We start from the raw sequence: 18,967 nt of genomic DNA on the forward strand, positions 1-18,967 counted from the left end.
CTGTTGTGCGAAACGCGTTGCCAAGTTACTCTCTCGTCGAGGTAGCAGTGGTGAACCATGTCTGATCCCGTGACAAACGTGGAAATAGAGGACGTTCTGTCGTCAATTCGCAAGCTTGTTGCGGAAGAAGTCAGGGCGACTCCGATCATGCGCAAGCCGGAAAAACCGGGCAGATTGATTCTGACTGCCGCGCACCGCGTCAAGGAAGACGTACAGGACGCCGAGCGGCCGTCCGAGCCGGTTCTCTTGACGCAGCCGATCCTGCCCGCGACAACATGGGATGCAGAGCGGTCGATCGATGATATTCCACGCGATGCGCGTCTTGCCGATTTTGGCGAAGTTGAAGGCGCCTTTCCCGACATCGACACGTTCAGCCCTCCGGAGTCCAGCGATGACACCGCATATCATGCGGACGAGCAGGAAGAGGCGGAACACCACTCCGACGATGCGCGAGCCTCTGAAGAAGACTGGCAGCCAGACGAAGAGGAAGACTGGCACCCGTCAGACGACGCTCAACAGGGCGAAAGTTCTGTCGCAGAGCGGGACGAGCTGAGCCGGTTGATCGACGAAGAAGTGTCGGCCGCGTTGGGCCTGACCGATGACGATGACTTTGAGGATGAGAGCCATACGTCAGCGCGTGCAGATGATGCCCATTGGACGACCGAATCCGCAGATGACTGGCAGTCTGAGGATGAGTCCGAGGCTGCGGACGAAGACGACAATGAGGCATCTGTGCCGTCTGACGGCGAAGCGTATCAGTCCGAGGGGAACGACGACGAAGCTGAAGACGTGACCGTCGATGAAACGAATTGGCATGGCGATGAAGAGATCGCCGCCGAGTCGGTTGAGGCTGAGCCCCAACCCATGCCAGCACCGCCGCAGACATTGGAAGACAAGGTGGCCGCGCTGGGACGCTTGGTTGCACGCGGAACTCAGGATTTCGAGGAAGAGCGCGATCGCCCCGATGCAGATGAACTGTCAGCCATCTCAGAGCCCATGACGTGGCCTGAAGCGCCCTATGAAGACGCGATGGATGAGGCTGTAGTCGAGGAGTCGAATGTGCTCCATGCAGAGGATGCATGGCCGCAGTCACAGGCCTATCAGACGCCCGTTGCGGAAGAGGTCGTTGCCTCGACCGCTGTGGTGCAGACCTTTGCGCAGGACGACACGCCGGCGCTGGAAATTGATGAAGAGACTCTTCGACAGATGGTCGTCGATATCGTCCGGCAAGAATTGCAGGGGGCTCTCGGAGAGCGCATTACGCGGAACGTACGCAAACTCGTGCGCCGCGAAATTCACCGCATGCTGATCTCGCAAGATTTCGACTGACGCCCACAACAGGTCGACGATCCAAGCACAAACGTACAAAAAAGGAAAACGCGCCCGAAATGGACGCGTTCTCCTAAATGGATGACGTCTCTTATGCGGCTTCGGCTTGCTGGGCAGCAGCGTTGCGACGCTCGCTTTCCTCGCGCGACAGCGCAACAGAGGTGCGAACACCTTTGCCGACAAATTCCATCAGTCCTGCGACGACGCGTTCATTCGGGTCGATGCCCGCACAGCTCAGCACTTCGCGGCCATCGCGGGACCGCGCCCAACGCGCGATCTGCTCGGGGCCGTTTCCATACTTCTTGTCATCTGCGATCGCGTCATCCAATGCGGCAAGAACCACGGCAGCAAACAGCTTGCGCGCGCGATTACCTTGCTCAGCGTTGAAGGCGGTACCGTCAACGAAATCTTTCATGATCCGTCCTGTGATTATTGCTCTTGTGTTTTCCGGCGTGGAGTTGCTTATGGCGCATTCCAGACGATTCGGATACCCTAGTTTTGCATACCTTTTATGCAAAAGATGCATAGCTTTCCGCAGGTGCGAAACGAGATCTGGTTGTCTGGACAGCGTACCATCACCCAGATATAGGGGCGGTCAAAGTTGAATCAACCTTTTGACAAAGTTTAGCCATGCCCAAAATCAACGGAAACGAAATTCGACCCGGCTTCGTGCTGGAGCATAACGGTGGCCTTTGGGCTGCTGTAAAAGTCGACCACGTGAAGCCCGGCAAAGGTGGAGCCTTTGCGCAGGTGGAAATGAAGAACCTGCGCAACGGGTCCAAGCTCAACGAGCGCTTCCGCTCTGCCGACAAGGTGGAACGCGTGCGACTTGAACAGAAGGACATGCAGTTCCTTTACGAGACCGATGGTAACCTCGTCTTCATGGACACGGATACCTATGATCAGGTCGAACTGCCTGCCGACATTCTGGGCGAGCGTCGTCCATTCCTTCAGGACGGGATGACCATCGTCGTGGAATTCCACGAGGCGGAAGCATTGAACGCCACGCTGCCGCAGAAGGTCACCTGCAAGATCGAAGAGACCGAGCCGGTCGTCAAAGGCCAGACCGCGGCGAACAGCTTCAAACCTGCGATCCTCGACAATGGGGTCAAGGTCATGGTGCCGCCGTTTGTCGGTCAGGACGAGATGATCATCGTCAACACCGAAACGATGGAATATTCCGAGCGCGCCTGACCTCGGGGCCCGCGCGCATATCCCCCCGAAACCGCTGGGGGACGCACATGGATCAAAAGGCCTCCGGCATCAGCCAGGAGGCCTTTATCATGATAGAGATCCTTTCCCCCGATGACCTGCCGGATATCCTGCCCGCATTGCGGCAGGTGCATCAGACCCATGTCGATGCCCGCCCGGATCACTTTGCGCCCTATGGCGCGGACGCAGATTATCTTGCGTTTTTCCGCAGCGCGATGACCGAGAAGGGTATGACGCTGCTTGTCTGGCGAGATGCAGGGCGCTGTGTTGGATTTCTCAGCTACGAGATCGAAGAGCGCGACGCCAACCCGTTCCTCAATCAAAACCGACAGGGTTATCTGCATCACATCAGCGTCCTGGACAGCCATCGCCGACAGGGCATCGGGCGCGCTCTTGTGCCGGCCATGCAAGCCGCTTTGGTTAAAGAAGGCGTGACGATCTGGAAGGTCACCTATTGGCGCTTCAATGCCGCCTCAGCCGCGTTGATGCGATCCGCAGGCGCACAAGAGGTGCATGTGCGTGCAGAGGGGTACATTACCGCCTAGAGGTCTTCAGGTCCGATGCAGGACGGCGTCTGCTGCCTGCATCGGGCCGGTGGCACGATCAAACCGAAGGTAGGCAATGCCCGCGCCGTTGGCCTGCGTATAAAGCGTGCCAGCCGATTTGCCCTCTGCCAGAATCTCGGTGCCCACCGGCGCCGTGCCGTTTACCGCGACCTGTGCCAGCCCTTTGCGCAACTCGGTTTTGTGCTTCATCCGGGCGGTGACTTCCTGCCCGACATAACAGCCCTTGCGGAAATCGACCCCGTTGAGGCGCTCGAAGTCCATTTCCAGGATGAAACTGTCTGGCGTCAGTTCGATGCCGCTTTCGGGAACGCAGGCTGCCACGCGAACGGCGTCCCAGTCGATGCCTTCATCGCCCGGTTGACCATCATAGCCGCGCCAGCCCATCGCAGGATCGCGCGGGTCGGCAAAGGCGCCCTCGGGTGCATCGCCCAGACCCCGTGTGACCACACGGTCGGTTTCTTCGATCTCGACCTTCGACCGCAGTTTGTACATGGTCAACGCCTGCTTCAAGCCCGGCGCCAAACCACTGTCTACATCAAGCAGGATGTCTTCGCCTTTGGGAACAAGGAAGAAATCCGCCCGATACTTGCCTTGTGGGGTCAGCATCGCGGCATAGACCAGACCCTGATCCAACCGTTCGACATCATTCGTCACCAGCCCTTGCAGGAAGTGCCGTGCATCCGCGCCGTTGATCTTGAGAACCGTACGATCCGACATGTCGCCCCCTGACTGTAGTCCTGTCAGAGATAACGGCCCTGTGGTTGGGTGCAAGGGGTCAGGCGGTGGCGGGTGCTCCAAGAACCTGCCGCGATAGAATGCGGTCCAAAGACAGCACTCCGGCGCCTTTGATCACCAGCGTGACAAGAATCAGCATCCAGAACGCGCGCTGATCCAGGATTGCGCTGTCCGGCACCTTGTCGAACCATGCGCCTAATGTTTCCGCATGTGCGATCCCGCCATGTCCGTAAAGGTCGGTCAGGGATTGCACGACCACAAACCCGATCATCCCCAGCGCCGCCAGACGCGTGAAGAGCCCGATCACGATGAGAAGCGGCAGGATGAACTCGGCCCATGTGCCAGCAACCACCACCGCCCAATGAAAGATGCTGAGCTGTGATACATCGTAGACCACTGCTTCCATCTGTTTTGGGAAGATCTGCGCGTAAGCGCCTGTGGAAGGGATAAAAATTCCCATGACGCCATCCCCGAGTTTCGTCATCGCCGACGACCAGAAATACATCAGCAGCGTCGCCGCGAACACGAACCGCGCCAGCAGTGGGACCAGACCGTCGAACATGCGCTCGACCGAGGAAAAAACGGAGTTGTGGAGGAAAATCAGTCGGTCCATGGCGGGGGTCTTTCGTTGGCAGAAATGTCAGTTGTTCAGGTTGGTTATGGCGCTGTGTGAAAGCAGTAATCCAAGAAGTGCGCCAAGGTCGAAGTCAGGGCCACCGGTTTCGATGGCTGGGCCGAACGGCATGCCGCCTTGCAGCGCTTCAACCACGTCGCCCGCACCGGGGCCAAGGATGAACGGCTCGGGGTCAAACTCTGCGCGCAGGATCAAGACGTCCTCGGGATTTCCAGTCGGCTTTTCGCCGCCGCGTAGGGTGTAGTGCCAGATCGACCCGATCGGTCGGGTCGAGCGCAAAAGGATCATTGACGGAGCAAAGCCGAACCGTGTGTTCAAAAGCGTGTCTTCGTCCAGCGTCTGTAACGCAGCGGGGTCAATGCCGGTGCTGTCAGCCGCGTGATAGCTTTGCCGCATAGCCACGTCGATCCGGGCGACGTCGCTCAGATATGGCAGAGGTGCAAGCTGTTCGACCGTCGCAAGAAAGGCGGGAAAATCTGCGCCGTAATGCATCATTAGCGGTGATACGGGCGGTGACTGGCGCAGATAGGCGCGGGCGACGTGATCAAAATTTTCGCGCCCGATCAGGCTGACGATCGACGGAAATCCAGCGACCAGAGCTTCGCGCAACGACACGGTGACGTTGTTGCGATAGACCCCGTAGCGACGTCCCGCCGGGCGGTCGTGACCATCGGTCAGGCCCTCGGGGATCGGCGCTGAGGGGTTCAGCAGCGCGGCGCGAAAGACGGATTGGCTGATCATGCCAGCACACGGGCCAGCGCGTTTTCGGCGCGCCGTGCTTCCTCGGCAAGGACAGGCCAGTCGGGCACATCGGTGTCCCATTCCACCAGCACGGGCTTCGGTCCGGATTTAGCCAGCGTGTAATCCAGAAGGGCCCAGACCGGTTCCACTACCTCGCGCCCATGGCTGTCGATCAGCAAGAGTGCGCCGTTGTCGTCTTCGTCTTCATCGTGGCCGCCCAGATGGATTTCTCCAACAGCCTCAAGCGGGTAGGCGTCGATATAGCCTTGCGGGGAATAGTCGAGATTGGTCGCTGACACGAACACGTTGTTCACATCGAGCAGCAGACCGCAGCCAGTGCGGCGCACGATCTCTGCCAGGAAATCGGTTTCGGACCACGTGCTTTCCGCAAAGGCGAGATAAGAGGATGGGTTCTCCAGCAGCATCCGACGACCCAGCACATCCTGCACTTCGTCGATATGATCCGCGACGCGGGTCAGCGTGTCGTTGGTGTAGGGCAGAGGCAGCAGGTCGTTCAGGAAGTGGCTGTCATGGGTCGACCACGCCAGATGTTCGGAAAAGCTGGCTGGATTGAGCCAGTCGCAAAGATGCTTGAGGCGCGCGAGATGGTCCGGGTCAAGACGGCCTTCGCCGCCGATCGACAGTCCGACGCCATGAACCGAGATGGGAAATCGCTCTGACAACACGCGCATCTGCGCCAACGGTCGCCCACCATTGCCCATGTAATTCTCGGCATGAATCTCAAGCCAGCCAACCGGCGCAGGATCGTTCAGGATGTCGCTGAAATGCTGCGCTTTGTAGCCGACACCGGGCAAGGCGGGCAGATGAGGGAAAGCGTGCGTGGCGTCAGGCATGGCAATTCTCTTTGGAGATAAGCCGGGCAAAGGCCCGGCTTACAGTTTGATGTGGCAGGTCGGAGTGTACACCGACCTGCCTCAAAAAATCAGCCCTGCGGCAGGTCGCGGTCGAGTGCTTCCAGCGAACCCATGCGGTTGCCGTCTTTTTCCATGGTCACGCAAGTGCCTGCGTCAACAAGCTTCCAAGCGTTGCCCTGGTAGTCGACGGTCGAGGTTCCGGCGCAAGTTGTACCCGGGCCAGCGGCGCAATCGTTTTCGCCGGCGAGCGCAACACCAAAGCACTTTTCCTTGGCTTGGGCTGTGGCGGTGGTGGAGTATGCGGCGAAGCTTGCAGCAACTGCACCAACGATCGCAACGGTCTTGAGTGTCTTCGACATGAGATGGTCCTTTTGGTTACCTTACGAGTTGAACTGGGTCGGCGTGTTCTATCCACCGCCGATGTACCAAGCATGCCCCGTGTCAGCCAGTCGCGCCATTCACGGCGGTGTGCTTCACGCGTGCGTGACGCATGGTGAGGGCGTAACAGGAATATTTCTTATGAATTTCAGGGAAATAGAAAAGGCCTCGTAACAAAACGAGGCCTTTTTGAGAACTTGCAGAGTAGGAATGTTACAGAAGATCGGGCGGCGTCGCCTCTTTTTTGAGGCTACTCACGATCTCCGCCAGCGATGTTACAGACGTTTCCTTCTCGCCGAGCCGCCGAATGGTCACCGTGCGCTCTTCAACCTCGCGGTGGCCGATGGCGAGAATCACCGGAACCTTGCCGACCGAGTGTTCGCGGACCTTGTAATTGATCTTCTCGTTGCGGATATCGGCCTCGGCCCGGACACCCGCTTTGATCAGTTCAGCGACAACTTCCTGAACGTATTCGTCTGCTTCGGACACGATGGAGGCCACGAGCACCTGGCGCGGGGCCAGCCAGAACGGCAATTTGCCAGCGTGTTCCTCGATCAGGATGCCGATGAACCGCTCGAAACTGCCAAGGCAGGCGCGGTGGAGCATCACAGGGCGGTGCCGCGCACCATCCTGACCAATATAGCTGGCGTCCAGCCGTTCGGGCAGAACGAAATCCACTTGGTGCGTGCCGCATTGCCATTTCCGGCCGATTGCATCGGTCAGGGTGAATTCCAGCTTGGGCCCGTAAAACGCGCCTTCGCCGGGGTTCACCTTGGGTTCGATCCCGGCGGCACGCGTGGCTGACAGAAGCGCTGCTTCGGCCTTGTCCCATGTCTCGTCCGACCCGGCACGCACATCGGGGCGGGTTGAGAACAGCACCTCGAATTCCGGAAAGCCGAGGTCGCGATAAATGCGCGACAGGAAGTCGATATAGATCTTGGTCTCTTCCTCGATTTGATCCTCGCGGCAGAAAATATGCCCGTCATCCTGGGTGAAACCGCGCACGCGCATGATGCCGTGCAGGGCGCCCGATGGTTCGTACCGCGCACAGGACCCGAATTCGGCCATCCGCAGCGGAAGCTCACGGTAGGATTTCAGGCCCTGATTGAAGATCTGAACATGGCAGGGGCAGTTCATCGGCTTGAGCGCGTTGATCGCCTTTTCGCGGGCATGGTCTTCGTCCACTTCGACGATGAACATGTTCTCCTGGTATTTCTCCCAGTGACCCGACGCCTCCCACAGTTTGCGGTCGACCACCTGCGGGGTGTTCACCTCGACATAGCCGCCGCGCTGCTGTTGGCGGCGCATGTAATCCTGCAGCGTGGTGTAGATGCGCCAGCCGTTCGGGTGCCAGAACACCTGACCCGGGGCCTCTTCCTGCATGTGGTAGAGATCCATCTCGCGGCCAAGACGGCGGTGATCGCGCTTTTCGGCCTCTTCGAGGAAGGTCAGGTACTGTTTCAGGTCATCGCGGTTCTTGAACGCCACGCCATAGATGCGCTGCAGCATCGGGCGGGTGTTGTCGCCAAGGAAATAGGCGGCCGAGACGTTCATCAGCTTGAACGCGTCTGCAGGAACCTGCCCGGTGTGCTGGAGGTGCGGACCACGGCAGAGGTCCATCCAGTCCCCATGCCAGTACATGCGAATGTCCTCGCCCTCGGGGATCTTGTTGAGGATCTCGACCTTATAGGGCTCGTTGCTTTCAGTGTAATGCTGACGCACCTGATCGCGGGTCCACAGCTCGGTGCGGACCGCATCGCGGGCGTTGATGATCTCTTTCATCCGCTTTTCGATTGCGCCGAGGTCTTCCGGGGTGAAGGGCTCCTGACGGTCGAAATCGTAGAACCAGCCATTGTCGCGGACCGGCCCGATGGTTACTTTGACGTCCGGCCAGATCTCTTGCACCGCGCGCGCCATGATATGTGCGAGGTCATGCCGGATCAGTTCGAGCGCTGGCGCGTCGTCCTGCATGGTGTTTATGGCGATGCTGCTGTCGGTGGTGATCGGCCATTGCAGATCCCAATGCGCCCCGTTCACGGTGGCAGAGATGGCTTTCTTGGCAAGCGATTTGGAAATGCTCTCGGCCACTTCGGCAGGGGTGACACCTGCGTCGAAGTTGCGTGCATTGCCATCGGGGAAGGTCAGGGAAATCTGGCTCATCGGCCTAGCTCCTCGTCAGTTTGGCGCCCACGGAACGCCCGGTTGCGGGTTATGTATCGTGCGCGGCTTTTGGCAGGGGGGGCGCTGCGCGTCAAGCCAAGGCGGGCGGGAAACGACCCGGTGAGTCGGCGCTTTTGCGGTTGGGCGCGAAAGATTCTTGCGCGGTATACCAATGTATTATTGGAAAGCGTTTATAAACAACGAGTTAATCTTCTCTTTCGCTATGGACGAAAGCGACGCAATTGCTATGTATAACGACATTCCACTATCGGAAACTTTTTGCGTCATACGACACGGGAGAGCAGACAATGCCCGGCTACAACAAGACATTCGAACTGACCGTCGAAGACATGGAACTGATCGAAGACGCGCTGCGGACCACCAAGCGGTCCCTGAACTCGGCTGTTCTGAGCCAGGATGCAGACCCGCTGCGCCCCTGTGAGAACACCCGCGCCGTCGATGCGTCGATGAAGCGGATCAATGATCTGCTTGGGCGTCTGCACAACCAGAAGAACTTTTACCGCCCCAAGAGCGGTGCTTACATCGGCGGATAAGGGAAAGGTGCGTGCAAGCACGCACCCTACGCCGTTTCAGAACCGCGCGGCAAACACCGCGTAGGCCATGAGCAAGCAGCAAACCCAGCCGATCAGGAACAGCATCGGCCGGAGCGGCATCTTGGCAAAGCCCGAAATCATGCCGACCGCGTGGATCACACGCACCCAGAAGAAAACGATGGCGGTCCAGTAGGTCAGTCCGGTAAACCCTTCGATCGCGTTCAGGATCAGCACCAGAACCGAAAACGGCAGTGCCTGTTCCAGCAGGTTCAGATGCGCCCGATGTGCACGGTGGACCCATGCCGGGAACTGGTCCAGTGGGGTTGGGCGGACAAACGGGTCGGTTCCGGCAATGGCGTGTTTGTTGACGCCGACGATGTAGGGAATCCACAGGCTTGCCGCGAGGATCATCAGGCAGGTGAGGATGCCGAGTTCGGTGGGGAAGGTCTCCATCACGCGGCTCCCTTCATCGCTTTGCCCGTCTCAAGATAGGACTTGAGCGACGACGCCAGGCGCGCCCAGCCTTCGGCAAAGCCTTCCTGACCTGGGGCCATGTCGTAATGTTCGATGGTCAGCTTGCAGGTCTCGCCCTGTGGCTCAATCAGGTAGACCATGTGGGACGCGGGTGCGTTTGGCCCCATGAAGAGCGGCTCGAACGTCATGGCAATGCGGGTCTTGGGGTCCATCTCGGTTGTGACCTGCCGCAGCATCGGATCGCCATCAGGTTTGATGAACTCGGTCACGTTGTCAGGGCGCGCGTCGCCGCGCACCTCGTTGCACATGAAGTGATAAGCGGCCATCTGATCGGCCTTGGTCAGCGCATCCCAGAGCGCATCCTGCGAGCAGCGGATGAAGGTCTGCATCATGAAATCGGGTTTTCCCATTTTGGTCTCTCTCTCCAATCGGGTTTTCAAATCGCTCATCATCTGCGCCTGGGGTCTCAGGAAGGGCGCGACCCATCGGTCGAGCATTTCCTGCAGTGGGAGGGCGTTCAGGTAGTGGTATTTGAACCGCCCCTGTTTGCGCGGGATGACAAGATGGGCGTCTTCGAGAACCTTGAGGTGCTTCATCACGCCGAACCGGCTCATATCGAGCTGCTCTTCCAGTTCGCTGAGTGACTGCCCGTCCTTTCGCCGCAAGCTGTCAAGCAGTGCACGGCGGGCGGGGTCGTTGAGGGCTTTGAAGATCATATCCATGTAAACGACTATAGGTGATTCTTTTGTCACGTGACAATAGGGTAACATATAGATCTGATCCTTTGTATCAAAGCTCTGATTCTATTCAAATTTTTCCGAACGTTGGAACCAATCTTCTCTTGGCGCGTTTCTTCGCGGTCGTCCGCAGCTATAGGAATCACCCCATGACCAAGCACGTCACCAACGCCTACGAAGAACTCACGGGCGCTGATGAAACGGTCCGGGACCGCGAGGCCCGGAACGGGGTGCGCCACATGGTCAGCCTGTCGATGACCAAGGTGGCTGATGGGCTGATCGACCCGAAACTGGTGCTCAGCTGGCTGGCAGGGGCGCTGGGGGCACCTGCCGCGCTGACCGGTCTTCTGGTACCGATCCGCGAGGCGGGGGCGCTGCTGCCACAGATCGCTTTTGCGGGCTGGGTGCAGTCCATGCGGCACCGCAAATGGGCTTGGGTGATCGGGGCGGCAGGGCAGGGGATCGCTGCGCTGGCCATTGTGTTCATTGCCCTGACCATGGAGGGCTTTGCTGCCGGGGTCGCGCTGTGCGTCGCTTTGGCCGTTCTGGCGATCGCACGCGCGGCCTGTTCGGTCAGCTACAAGGACATTCTGGGCAAGACAGTTGGGAAAACCCGCCGCGGTGCGGTGACAGGTGTTGCCGGGTCGGTAGCCTCGGTCGCGGTCATTATCTTTGCTGGGCTGCTGATGTCGGGGATATTGCGCGACGTGATGCCGGTTGTGGTGGCGATTACGCTGGCGGCGGCGCTTTGGGGTGCCGCGGCGATCCTGTTTTCATTCCTTGAGGAACGAGCTTCCGAGGACACCGAGGATACGTCGATCGACTTTACCCCGCTGAAGGAAGACCGTCAGTTTCGGCTGTTCATCGCAGTGCGTGGATTGCTTACAGTAACCGCCTTGGCGCCGCCGTATTTTGTCCTCTTGGGCGGCGGGCAGTCGGCCCTGCAGGGCTTGGGTGCGTTGCTTCTGGCCTCGGCGGCGGCGGCCTTTGCGGGGTCCTATATTTGGGGACGGTTGTCGGACAAATCCTCGCGCACGGTGCTGTTCCTGTCAGGGATGCTGGCCGCCGGGTTTGCAACACTTGCCGTCTTAGCCGAGGTGAGCGGGTGGGCCGGTACCGCATGGGTCATCCCGGTGATCCTGTTCTTCTTCATGCTGTCCTATCAGGGCGTGCGTTCGGCGCGGTCGGTGTATCTGGTGGACATGTCCCCCGAAGACGCCCGGTCGTCCTATGCCGCCTTGGCCAACACAGCGATTGGCGTGCTTCTGCTGATCACCGGGGCGTTTGGCGGGCTTTTGGCACTGGCGGGGCCGGTGGCGTCGCTGATCGGTTTTGCAGCATTGTCGCTGGCAGGCGGGCTGTTGGCACTGCGGCTGGATGAGGTGGAAGACGGCTGACGCCTCTTGGGTTCCGGCCGGCTTTGCGTAAAGTCGTGCCAAACCGGAACGGAGGCAGCCATGACCGCAATCAAACATATGGACGGACCGAACGGGCACCGACTGGCCTATGCCAGGACCGAGGGCGAGGGGCCGGTGATCGTGTTCCTGTCAGGCTACAAGTCCGACATGGAAGGCACCAAGGCGGTGCATCTGGAGGCTTGGGCCAAGCTGACGGGACGCGCGTTCCTGCGGTTCGACTATTCGGGGCATGGTGTCTCGGGTGGTGTATTTGAAGAAGGTTGCATCGGCGACTGGGCGCGGGACGCACAGGCGCTGATCGAAGCAACCTGCGAGGGGCCGGTGGTGCTGGTCGGCTCAAGCATGGGGGGCTGGATCGCGTCTTTGCTGACGCAGCGGCTCAAGCATGTGGTGGGCTTCGTCGGCATCGCCGCAGCGCCTGATTTTACCGAGGACGGGTTCTGGGCCGGGTTTTCCGAAGACGACCGGCGCAAGGTCATGGAAGACGGGCAGGTCGCTTTGCCGTCCGACTATGGTGATCCCTACATTGTCACGCGACGGCTGATCGAGGATGGGCGCGAGAACCTTGTGCTACGGTCGCCGTTGCACATGCCCTACCCGGTGCGGCTGGTGCAGGGGACCGAGGACAGCGCTGTCAGCCGGGAAACGGCGCTCAAGTTGCTCGACCATATCGACAGCCCCGACCTGCGGCTGACGCTGGTCAAAGGCACCGATCACCGCTTTTCTGAACCGCAGAACCTGCGCCATATCGAAGAGGCGATCCTCGAGGTGCTGGCCTGATTGCACGATTTTGCAATCGTATGCAAAAATCGCTTGAGAGGCCTGCGCGCCCCGCTATGTTGAGCCGCATAGAAGATCTGGGGAGGTGGATATGGCCGAGTATCTCAAGCGGGGGAAACCCGAAACCGAACGCGCCGAGGACGATGCCAAGACCCGCGCGGTGGTCGAGGCAACGCTGGCAGACATCGAAGCGCGCGGCGATGCGGCGGTGCGGGATCTGGCTGCGAAATTCGACAATTACACGCCAGAGAGCTTTCGCCTGACGCAGGACGAGATCGACGCGCTGATCGCGGAACTCAGCCCACGCGAACTCGCAGACATCAAATTCGCCCAGGCGCAGGTGCGTAACTTCGCGCAGGCGCAGCGCGACTCGATGCTGGACATCGAAGTGGAAACGATGCCGGGGGTGATCCTTGGCCACAAGAACATCCCCGTGCAGTCGGTGGGCTGCTACGTGCCGGGGGGCAAGTTCCCGATGGTCGCCTCGGCCCATATGTCGGTGGCGACGGCGTCTGTCGCGGGAGTGCCGCGCATCATCGCCTGCACGCCGCCATGGCAGGGCAAACCGAACCCGGCGGTGATCGCCGCGATGCATCTGGGTGGCGCGCACGAAATTTACGTGCTGGGTGGCATTCAGGCAGTGGGGGCCATGGCGATCGGGACCGAGACCATTGATCCGGTGCATATGCTGGTGGGGCCGGGCAACGCGTTTGTGGCCGAGGCGAAGCGGCAGTTGTTCGGGCGGGTGGGGATCGACCTCTTTGCCGGGCCGACCGAGACCATGGTGATTGCAGATGACACGGTGGATGCGGAGATCTGCGCGACGGACCTGCTGGGGCAGGCGGAACATGGGTACAATTCGCCCGCCGTGCTGGTGACCAATTCGCGGAAACTGGCGGAAGAGACCTTGGCCGAGATCGATCGGCTCTTGGAGATCCTGCCGACGCGGGACACGGCCTCGGTGTCGTGGCGCGATTATGGCGAGGTGATCCTCTGCGCCGACCATGACGAGATGCTGGCGGTCGCCAATGACATTGCGTCTGAGCATGTGCAGGTGATGACGGACCGGGACGACTGGTATCTGGAGAAAATGACCTGCTACGGCGCGCTGTTCCTTGGGGCGCGGACGAATGTGTCGAACGGCGACAAGGTGATCGGGACGAACCACACGCTGCCGACCAAGAAGGCAGGGCGCTATACCGGCGGGCTTTGGGTGGGCAAGTTCCTCAAGACCCATTCCTATCAGAAGATCACCACCGATGAGGCGGCGACGCTGATCGGGGAGTATGGCTCGCGGCTGTGTATGCTGGAGGGATTCGTCGGTCATGCCGAGCAGTGCAACGTCCGGGTGCGGCGCTATGGCGGGGTGAATGTGCCCTATGGCGAAGGTGCGCCCTATCGGGACGCGGCGGAGTGATATTGGCTTGGGGACGATGCGGTGACGCATCGTCTGTTTCCGTGAACGGAAATACTGGGGCTCTGCCCCGGACCCCGAAGTATTTTTGAACCAGAGAAGCAGGGGAGCCTCATGACTGAGGTTGAGCGCGCGACAGAGGTCATGGCGCCAGTGTTTGCGGCGATGCGGGAAGGAGTTTTCGATGCGCTGGTATTGGCAGCACCGGATGCTCTATTCCGGATGTGCCATCCGTTTGGCGACCTGCGCGGGGCGGAGGCGTTTGTCCGCGAAGTGATGGCTCCCTTGCAGGAGGCGCTGCCGGATCTGGAGCGGCAGGAGGTCATTCGTATCGCCGGTTTCGATGCGGATGGGGCGCTTTGGGTTGGCTCGGGGGGGCAGTATGCCGGGCGGTGGGTCGCACCCTGGCTGGGCATCCCGCCAACCGGGCGATCTGCGGTGATGCGGTTTCACGAGTTCTACCGGATCGAGGGTGGCTCTTGCGTCGAGATGCAGGCGATCTGGGACATTCCGGAGATGATGATGCAGGCGGGCGTCTGGCCGATGGTGCCGCAGCTGGGGCGGTTTTCGCATGCGCCCGCGCCCATGACCCAGGACGGGTTGGGGCCGCATGATCCGTCTTTGTCAGGTGGCAGTGCGACCCATGTGGTCGACATGCTGACAGCCATGACCCGACACCCGTCGCAGGGTGGGCCGGAGGTGATGGAGCTTGAGCGGTTCTGGCATCCGGACTTCATGTGGTACGGGCCTGCGGGCATCGGCACCGCACGTGGGGTCGAGGAGTTTCGCCGCTTCCATCAGATCCCATTCCTGAACGCGATGCCGGATCGGGGGCAGCACCCCGATGGCACGGTGCATCACTTTATGGCGGAAGGGGCCTATGTCGGTGTGACTGGCTGGCCCAACATGCAGCAGACGCTGACCGGGGATGGCTGGCTCGGTCTGCCCCCGACGAGGCAGAAGATCACCCTGCGCAGTCTGGATTTCTGGCGTCTGGAGGATGGTCTGATCCGGGAAAACTGGGTTCTCGTGGACCTTCTGGATGTGTACGCTCAGCTCGGGGTGGATGTGTTCGCCCGGATGAAGGAGCTGGCATGGAGCAAAGGATATCGCTGATCACGTTGGGCGTGATGGATGCGGAAAAAGCGACGGCGTTTTTTGATGCGCTGGGCTGGGTGCGGGTCGAGACGCAGGATGGCGTCATCGCATATGACCTGTTGGGTCAGACGCTGGGGCTTTATCCGCTTGAGAAGCTGGCCGAGGATATCGGGATCGACGTGGCGCAGCTTGGGCGCGGGGCGCTGACACTGGGCTATAATGCGCGGGACCGGGTTGGCGTGGATGATGTGATGGGCCGGGTCGAGGGCGCGGATGGCACAGTGTTGAAAGCGCCGCAGGAGGTGTTCTGGGGCGGCTATCACGGCTATTTCAGCGACCCCGAGGGGCATATTTGGGAAGTGGCGCACAATCCGTTTTCGCCTTTGCGCGGGGGCGACGGGGCGTTTCGCTGGACCGGCTATTGAGACGCCCGCAAACCATGTGGAGCCTTGAGACGCTGGGCCGGGTCCGGTTGTCGAAGCATTTCTACATGCGGGAGTTCCTCTATTCCGAGATCGGGAATTTTCATCAGATCCAGAATATCCCCGACCGTCCCGATCTCGCCATCGCGCGGGGGCGGGCGTTTTGCGAGACGCTGCTTGATCCGTTGCAGGAGACTTTTGGCCGGATCGCGGTGCGGTCGGGGTTCCGGTCAGCAGCGCTCAACCGGTTCGGCAATGAGAACGGGTTGAACTGCGCGCGCAATGACTATCCGCTCGAGTGCCACATCTGGGATTTGCCGGATGTCGAGGTGGCAGGGGCGAGCATCGTGATCCCGTGGTTTGCGGATCAGTATGATCAGGGGCGGGACTGGCGTGATCTGGCGTGGTGGCTGTATGACCATCTGCCCTTTACCGAAGTCTGGTTCTTTCCCAAGCTCTGTGCGTTCAACATCGCGTGGCGACCGGAGCCGCAGCGGCGGATCGACAGCTATATTGTGCCCAAGGGGACATTGGTACGCGGAGGCGTGGAGCCGACCGAGCAGGCCGATCAACGCGCGCGGCACTATGCGGATTTCCCGCCGTTTCGGGGCATCGCCCATCCGTGATGCGGGGGCTGGACAGAGCGCATAGTGCAGAGTAGCGTGATTTTGCACACCTATGCAAAGCCTTGGAGTTGTCCTTATGCCCCTGCCCAAAACCCCGTCTTTTCGGCTTGATGGCAAGCGGGCACTGGTCGCCGGCGGATCGCGCGGAATCGGGCTTGGTTGCGCCGTTGCGCTGGCCGAGGCGGGCGCGCATGTGGTTATCGCCGCCCGCAACGCGACACAGGTGCAGGCGGCCGTTGACGAGATGGCGCAGGCGGGGCTGAGCGCAGAGGCGCTGGTGCTCGACGTGACGGAAGTCGACGCGGTGCGCGAGGCGGTGGCAGCTCTGTCTCCCATCGACATTCTGGTGAATTCCGCCGGGCTCGCGCGGCACAGCAAGGCACTGGACACCACGCCCGAAGATTTCGACACGGTGTCAGAGATCAACATCAAGGCAGCCTATTTTCTTGCTCAGGCGGTGGCGCGTCAGATGGTCGGGCGCGGCGGGGCAATCATTCAGATCAGCAGCCAGATGGCCCATGTCGGCGGGATCGAGCGAGCGGTTTATTGCGCGACCAAACATGCGCTGGAAGGCATGACCAAAGCGATGGCGATTGAATGGGGGCCGGAAAATATCCGCGTCAACACGATCTGCCCGACCTTCATCCTGACCGAGTTGAGCAAGCCGACCTTTGCCGACCCCGAAAAGCGCGCATGGATCGAGAGCAAGATCAAACTGCCGCGCGTCGGGCAGGTCGAGGACATTATGGGGGCGTGCCTGTTCCTTGCCTCCGATGCAAGCAGCATGGTCACAGGGACGTCGCTCTTGGTTGATGGGGGCTGGACGGCGGGATGATGCGGCGGGTCACCTCATTCGATGTGGCAGCGCGGGCGGGGGTCAGCCAGTCGGCGGTGAGCCGGGTGTTCTCAGGCGCATCGGCGAGCAAGGCCACAGCAGACAAGGTGCGCGAAGCGGCAGAGGCGCTGGGCTATCGGCCCAATGTGTTGGCGCGGTCGCTGATCACCGGGCGGAGCCGGATCATCGGGTTGGTTGTGGCCTATCTGGGCAACCCGTTCTACCCCGACGCGCTCGAGCGGTTCAGCCGCGATTTGCAGGATGAGGGGTATCACACGCTGGTTTTTACCGTTCCTGAAGGGGCGGGCGAGGCCGATACAGACCGGATAATCCAGCAGATGTTGGACCACCAGGTGGACGGGATCGTGCTGGCCAGCGTGGGCCTTGGAGACGCTCTGGCCGCGCGGTGCGAGGCGGCGGGCATTCCCGTGGTGCTCTTCAACCGCGGTCAGGCGGGAAGCGGGCTTGCGCAGGTCACCTCGGCCAACCGGCTTGGTGGGGCCAAGGTGGCGGATTTTCTGGTCAGTGGCGGCCATTTACGCATAGGCCACGTGGCGGGCTGGCAGGGATCGTCCACCGGGCGCGACCGGACCGAGGGATTTCTGGAGCGGTTGACGACGTTGGGCCGGGATTGCGTTGGCGTTGAGGACGGGCGCTATGACCATGCCAAGGCCGTGCGGGCGACCGATCTGTTGCTGGCCAACGATGTCGATGCGCTGTTCGTTGGCAATGACCATATGGCTTTTGCGGTCATGGACCACCTGCGCTCCACGCTTGGGCTTTCGGTGCCGGGTGACGTGTCAATTGTCGGTTATGATGATGTGCCGATGGCGGCGTTCGCGGCCTATGATCTGACCACCGTGCGGCAGCCTGTCGGGCGCATGGTCAAGACCACTGTTGCGGTGCTTATTAACCAAATCGAAGACAAATCCGCGCAAGCGGAGGTGACTGAAATCGACGGGCCGCTGATCCTGCGTGGATCGGCCCGCATACCGGAAGGCTTGCAATGAGAGGGTTCGACAACCGTTTCGTGGATTTCCCCGATTACATTCTTGGGATCACCAAGGAGATCTGGGAAGATCGCGGGCTTGGGGCGAAAATGAAGGACTATTACCACCCCGAGGTGATCGTCCGAACGCCCGGCGGCATCGGTTTTGGCGAACCGGCGATGACAGCGGCGACGATGGCGACCTGTCACGAATTCCCCGACCGACAGTTGCTGGGTGAAGATGTGATCTGGTCGGGCACACCCGAGGTGGGCATGCTGTCGTCGCACCGGATCCTGTCGACGGCGACACATGTGAATGACGGGCAGTTCGGCCCAGCCACCGGGCGCAAGATCACCTTGCGGGCGATTGCCGACTGCTATGCCAAGAACAACATGATCAGCGACGAATGGCTGATCCGCGACAATGGCGCGATTGTGCGGCAGTTGGGTTTTGATCCAAAGGCGTGGGCGCAGGCCCGTGTGGCAGCACTTGACCCCGAGACCCAGCCGTTCCGTCCGGTGGTCGATGTGCAAGGGCCTTATACGGGCCGGGGCAATGACAACCAGTGGGGCGCCGCCTTTGCGGCGCTGCTGACGCGCATGATGGGAGGTGAGTTCTCGGTCATTCCGGACCAATACGACCGCGCCGTTCAGGCCGAGTATCCCGGCGGGCACACCGTGCATGGCACCGGGGGTGTCGATGCGTTCTGGCTGGGTCTTCGATCCGCCTTCCCCTCGGCGAAATTCGAGGTCCATCACCAGATTGGGATGGAAGAGCCGAACATGCCGCCCCGTGCCGCGCTCCGTTGGTCTCTGACCGGCAAGCACGACGGCTGGGGCACGTTCGGCGCGCCCACAGGTGCCGAGGTGTATGTCATGGGAATCTCCCATGCCGAATTCGGCCCACGCGGGTTGCGCCGGGAATGGACGCTTTACGACGAAACCGCGATCTGGATGCAAATTCTGGCCCATCAGGGCTGACCAAGAGGAC

At 60.6% G+C, this 18,967-nt stretch carries 22 protein-coding genes; 13 read left to right on the forward strand and 9 right to left on the reverse strand.

Annotated elements, in window-relative coordinates; translation table 11 throughout:
* Positions 1-57: 57 nt before the first annotated feature.
* Entirely contained in the window at positions 58-1,329 is a 1,272-nt protein-coding gene (locus ACMVPR_RS01275) for a hypothetical protein (RefSeq protein ID WP_416881373.1), read from the forward strand.
* 91 nt (positions 1,330-1,420) lie between these two features.
* On the opposite strand, the gene ACMVPR_RS01280 is transcribed toward ACMVPR_RS01275, so the two are convergent.
* A complete protein-coding gene (locus ACMVPR_RS01280) occupies positions 1,421-1,744 on the reverse strand; it encodes a DUF6280 family protein (RefSeq protein ID WP_072776460.1) in 324 nt (107 codons plus the stop codon).
* A gap of 215 nt (positions 1,745-1,959) precedes the next feature.
* On the opposite strand from ACMVPR_RS01280, the gene efp reads away from it, so the two are divergent.
* Together efp and ACMVPR_RS01290 are read left to right on the forward strand one after the other, a co-directional pair.
* Complete coding sequence (gene efp, locus ACMVPR_RS01285; protein WP_292267597.1) at positions 1,960-2,523, forward strand: elongation factor P; 564 nt, start codon at positions 1,960-1,962, stop codon at positions 2,521-2,523.
* 89 nt (positions 2,524-2,612) lie between these two features.
* A complete protein-coding gene (locus tag ACMVPR_RS01290; protein WP_416881374.1) occupies positions 2,613-3,086 on the forward strand; it encodes a GNAT family N-acetyltransferase in 474 nt (157 codons plus the stop codon).
* Between the two features lie 6 nt (positions 3,087-3,092).
* Here the strand turns inward: ACMVPR_RS01290 and ACMVPR_RS01295 are convergent, their stop codons facing one another.
* The 6 genes from ACMVPR_RS01295 to thrS form a co-directional block, all read right to left on the reverse strand.
* Complete coding sequence (locus ACMVPR_RS01295) at positions 3,093-3,824, reverse strand: YgfZ/GcvT domain-containing protein (RefSeq protein WP_416881375.1); 732 nt, start codon at positions 3,822-3,824, stop codon at positions 3,093-3,095.
* A 58-nt stretch (positions 3,825-3,882) separates the two neighbouring features.
* Positions 3,883-4,455 (reverse strand): DoxX family protein, encoded by a 573-nt coding sequence (locus ACMVPR_RS01300; RefSeq protein ID WP_300586911.1) that lies wholly within the window; start codon positions 4,453-4,455, stop codon positions 3,883-3,885.
* 27 nt (positions 4,456-4,482) lie between these two features.
* Positions 4,483-5,217: a putative DNA-binding domain-containing protein gene (locus ACMVPR_RS01305; RefSeq protein ID WP_416881376.1), complete on the reverse strand. Its 735-nt coding sequence runs from the start codon at positions 5,215-5,217 to the stop codon at positions 4,483-4,485.
* The gene (locus tag ACMVPR_RS01310; protein WP_416881377.1) at positions 5,214-6,071 is read right to left on the reverse strand and encodes a DUF692 domain-containing protein; all 858 of its coding nucleotides are present in this window, start codon (positions 6,069-6,071) and stop codon (positions 5,214-5,216) included. The genes ACMVPR_RS01305 and ACMVPR_RS01310 overlap by 4 nt, the downstream gene beginning before the upstream one ends.
* Positions 6,072-6,160: 89 nt before the next feature.
* Positions 6,161-6,451: a DUF2282 domain-containing protein gene (locus ACMVPR_RS01315; RefSeq protein WP_300586916.1), complete on the reverse strand. Its 291-nt coding sequence runs from the start codon at positions 6,449-6,451 to the stop codon at positions 6,161-6,163.
* 232 nt (positions 6,452-6,683) lie between these two features.
* Positions 6,684-8,630: a threonine--tRNA ligase gene (gene thrS / locus ACMVPR_RS01320; protein WP_416881378.1), complete on the reverse strand. Its 1,947-nt coding sequence runs from the start codon at positions 8,628-8,630 to the stop codon at positions 6,684-6,686.
* A gap of 308 nt (positions 8,631-8,938) precedes the next feature.
* Between thrS and ACMVPR_RS01325 the strand changes: the two genes are divergently transcribed.
* Entirely contained in the window at positions 8,939-9,184 is a 246-nt protein-coding gene (locus ACMVPR_RS01325) for a hypothetical protein (protein ID WP_416881379.1), read from the forward strand.
* Positions 9,185-9,220: 36 nt separating this feature from the next.
* Here ACMVPR_RS01325 and ACMVPR_RS01330 read toward each other — a convergent pair whose 3' ends face one another.
* Both ACMVPR_RS01330 and ACMVPR_RS01335 read right to left on the reverse strand, forming a co-directional pair.
* A complete protein-coding gene (locus ACMVPR_RS01330; RefSeq protein WP_416881380.1) occupies positions 9,221-9,637 on the reverse strand; it encodes an MAPEG family protein in 417 nt (138 codons plus the stop codon).
* The gene (locus ACMVPR_RS01335) at positions 9,637-10,380 is read right to left on the reverse strand and encodes an ArsR/SmtB family transcription factor (protein ID WP_416881381.1); all 744 of its coding nucleotides are present in this window, start codon (positions 10,378-10,380) and stop codon (positions 9,637-9,639) included. The genes ACMVPR_RS01330 and ACMVPR_RS01335 overlap by 1 nt, the downstream gene beginning before the upstream one ends.
* A gap of 164 nt (positions 10,381-10,544) precedes the next feature.
* On the opposite strand from ACMVPR_RS01335, the gene ACMVPR_RS01340 reads away from it, so the two are divergent.
* From ACMVPR_RS01340 to ACMVPR_RS01380, 9 genes are all read left to right on the forward strand, one after another.
* Positions 10,545-11,792: an MFS transporter gene (locus ACMVPR_RS01340; protein ID WP_416881382.1), complete on the forward strand. Its 1,248-nt coding sequence runs from the start codon at positions 10,545-10,547 to the stop codon at positions 11,790-11,792.
* A gap of 60 nt (positions 11,793-11,852) precedes the next feature.
* Entirely contained in the window at positions 11,853-12,593 is a 741-nt protein-coding gene (locus ACMVPR_RS01345) for an alpha/beta hydrolase (RefSeq protein ID WP_416881383.1), read from the forward strand.
* 91 nt (positions 12,594-12,684) lie between these two features.
* On the forward strand, positions 12,685-14,010 hold the full coding sequence (gene hisD / locus ACMVPR_RS01350; RefSeq protein ID WP_416881384.1) for a histidinol dehydrogenase: 1,326 nt from the start codon (positions 12,685-12,687) through the stop codon (positions 14,008-14,010).
* A gap of 111 nt (positions 14,011-14,121) precedes the next feature.
* A complete protein-coding gene (locus tag ACMVPR_RS01355; RefSeq protein ID WP_416881385.1) occupies positions 14,122-15,123 on the forward strand; it encodes an ester cyclase in 1,002 nt (333 codons plus the stop codon).
* Entirely contained in the window at positions 15,102-15,530 is a 429-nt protein-coding gene (locus ACMVPR_RS01360; RefSeq protein ID WP_416881386.1) for a VOC family protein, read from the forward strand. The genes ACMVPR_RS01355 and ACMVPR_RS01360 overlap by 22 nt, the downstream gene beginning before the upstream one ends.
* Positions 15,531-15,544: 14 nt before the next feature.
* On the forward strand, positions 15,545-16,153 hold the full coding sequence (locus ACMVPR_RS01365) for a hypothetical protein (protein WP_416881387.1): 609 nt from the start codon (positions 15,545-15,547) through the stop codon (positions 16,151-16,153).
* Between the two features lie 76 nt (positions 16,154-16,229).
* A complete protein-coding gene (locus tag ACMVPR_RS01370; protein ID WP_416881388.1) occupies positions 16,230-16,988 on the forward strand; it encodes an SDR family NAD(P)-dependent oxidoreductase in 759 nt (252 codons plus the stop codon).
* A complete protein-coding gene (locus tag ACMVPR_RS01375; RefSeq protein ID WP_416884595.1) occupies positions 16,988-17,998 on the forward strand; it encodes a LacI family DNA-binding transcriptional regulator in 1,011 nt (336 codons plus the stop codon). The genes ACMVPR_RS01370 and ACMVPR_RS01375 overlap by 1 nt, the downstream gene beginning before the upstream one ends.
* Positions 17,995-18,957 carry an ester cyclase gene (locus ACMVPR_RS01380; RefSeq protein ID WP_416881389.1) on the forward strand — a complete coding sequence of 321 codons (963 nt, stop codon included), beginning with the start codon at positions 17,995-17,997 and terminating at the stop codon, positions 18,955-18,957. Before ACMVPR_RS01375 ends, ACMVPR_RS01380 begins: the two co-directional genes overlap by 4 nt.
* Positions 18,958-18,967: the final 10 nt, after the last annotated feature.

Source organism: Marivita sp. (genome assembly GCF_048006345.1).
In the GTDB taxonomy this organism is placed as follows: Bacteria; Pseudomonadota; Alphaproteobacteria; order Rhodobacterales; family Rhodobacteraceae; genus Marivita.

Bases quoted from the DNA above. Each gene is read 5' to 3' on its own strand.
- ACMVPR_RS01335 (WP_416881381.1), bottom strand. From the start codon at position 10,380: ATGGATATGATCTTCAAAGCCCTCAACGACCCCGCCCGCCGTGCACTG.
- ACMVPR_RS01365 (WP_416881387.1), top strand. From the start codon at position 15,545: ATGTGGAGCCTTGAGACGCTGGGCCGGGTCCGGTTGTCGAAGCATTTC.
- ACMVPR_RS01295 (WP_416881375.1), bottom strand. From the start codon at position 3,824: ATGTCGGATCGTACGGTTCTCAAGATCAACGGCGCGGATGCACGGCAC.
- ACMVPR_RS01340 (WP_416881382.1), top strand. From the start codon at position 10,545: ATGACCAAGCACGTCACCAACGCCTACGAAGAACTCACGGGCGCTGAT.
- ACMVPR_RS01345 (WP_416881383.1), top strand. From the start codon at position 11,853: ATGACCGCAATCAAACATATGGACGGACCGAACGGGCACCGACTGGCC.
- ACMVPR_RS01280 (WP_072776460.1), bottom strand. From the start codon at position 1,744: ATGAAAGATTTCGTTGACGGTACCGCCTTCAACGCTGAGCAAGGTAAT.
- ACMVPR_RS01375 (WP_416884595.1), top strand. From the start codon at position 16,988: ATGCGGCGGGTCACCTCATTCGATGTGGCAGCGCGGGCGGGGGTCAGC.
- ACMVPR_RS01315 (WP_300586916.1), bottom strand. From the start codon at position 6,451: ATGTCGAAGACACTCAAGACCGTTGCGATCGTTGGTGCAGTTGCTGCA.
- ACMVPR_RS01275 (WP_416881373.1), top strand. From the start codon at position 58: ATGTCTGATCCCGTGACAAACGTGGAAATAGAGGACGTTCTGTCGTCA.
- thrS (WP_416881378.1), bottom strand. From the start codon at position 8,630: ATGAGCCAGATTTCCCTGACCTTCCCCGATGGCAATGCACGCAACTTC.
- ACMVPR_RS01305 (WP_416881376.1), bottom strand. From the start codon at position 5,217: ATGATCAGCCAATCCGTCTTTCGCGCCGCGCTGCTGAACCCCTCAGCG.
- ACMVPR_RS01290 (WP_416881374.1), top strand. From the start codon at position 2,613: ATGATAGAGATCCTTTCCCCCGATGACCTGCCGGATATCCTGCCCGCA.
- ACMVPR_RS01300 (WP_300586911.1), bottom strand. From the start codon at position 4,455: ATGGACCGACTGATTTTCCTCCACAACTCCGTTTTTTCCTCGGTCGAG.
- ACMVPR_RS01380 (WP_416881389.1), top strand. From the start codon at position 17,995: ATGAGAGGGTTCGACAACCGTTTCGTGGATTTCCCCGATTACATTCTT.
- ACMVPR_RS01330 (WP_416881380.1), bottom strand. From the start codon at position 9,637: ATGGAGACCTTCCCCACCGAACTCGGCATCCTCACCTGCCTGATGATC.
- ACMVPR_RS01355 (WP_416881385.1), top strand. From the start codon at position 14,122: ATGACTGAGGTTGAGCGCGCGACAGAGGTCATGGCGCCAGTGTTTGCG.
- hisD (WP_416881384.1), top strand. From the start codon at position 12,685: ATGGCCGAGTATCTCAAGCGGGGGAAACCCGAAACCGAACGCGCCGAG.
- ACMVPR_RS01360 (WP_416881386.1), top strand. From the start codon at position 15,102: ATGGAGCAAAGGATATCGCTGATCACGTTGGGCGTGATGGATGCGGAA.
- ACMVPR_RS01310 (WP_416881377.1), bottom strand. From the start codon at position 6,071: ATGCCTGACGCCACGCACGCTTTCCCTCATCTGCCCGCCTTGCCCGGT.
- ACMVPR_RS01325 (WP_416881379.1), top strand. From the start codon at position 8,939: ATGCCCGGCTACAACAAGACATTCGAACTGACCGTCGAAGACATGGAA.
- efp (WP_292267597.1), top strand. From the start codon at position 1,960: ATGCCCAAAATCAACGGAAACGAAATTCGACCCGGCTTCGTGCTGGAG.
- ACMVPR_RS01370 (WP_416881388.1), top strand. From the start codon at position 16,230: ATGCCCCTGCCCAAAACCCCGTCTTTTCGGCTTGATGGCAAGCGGGCA.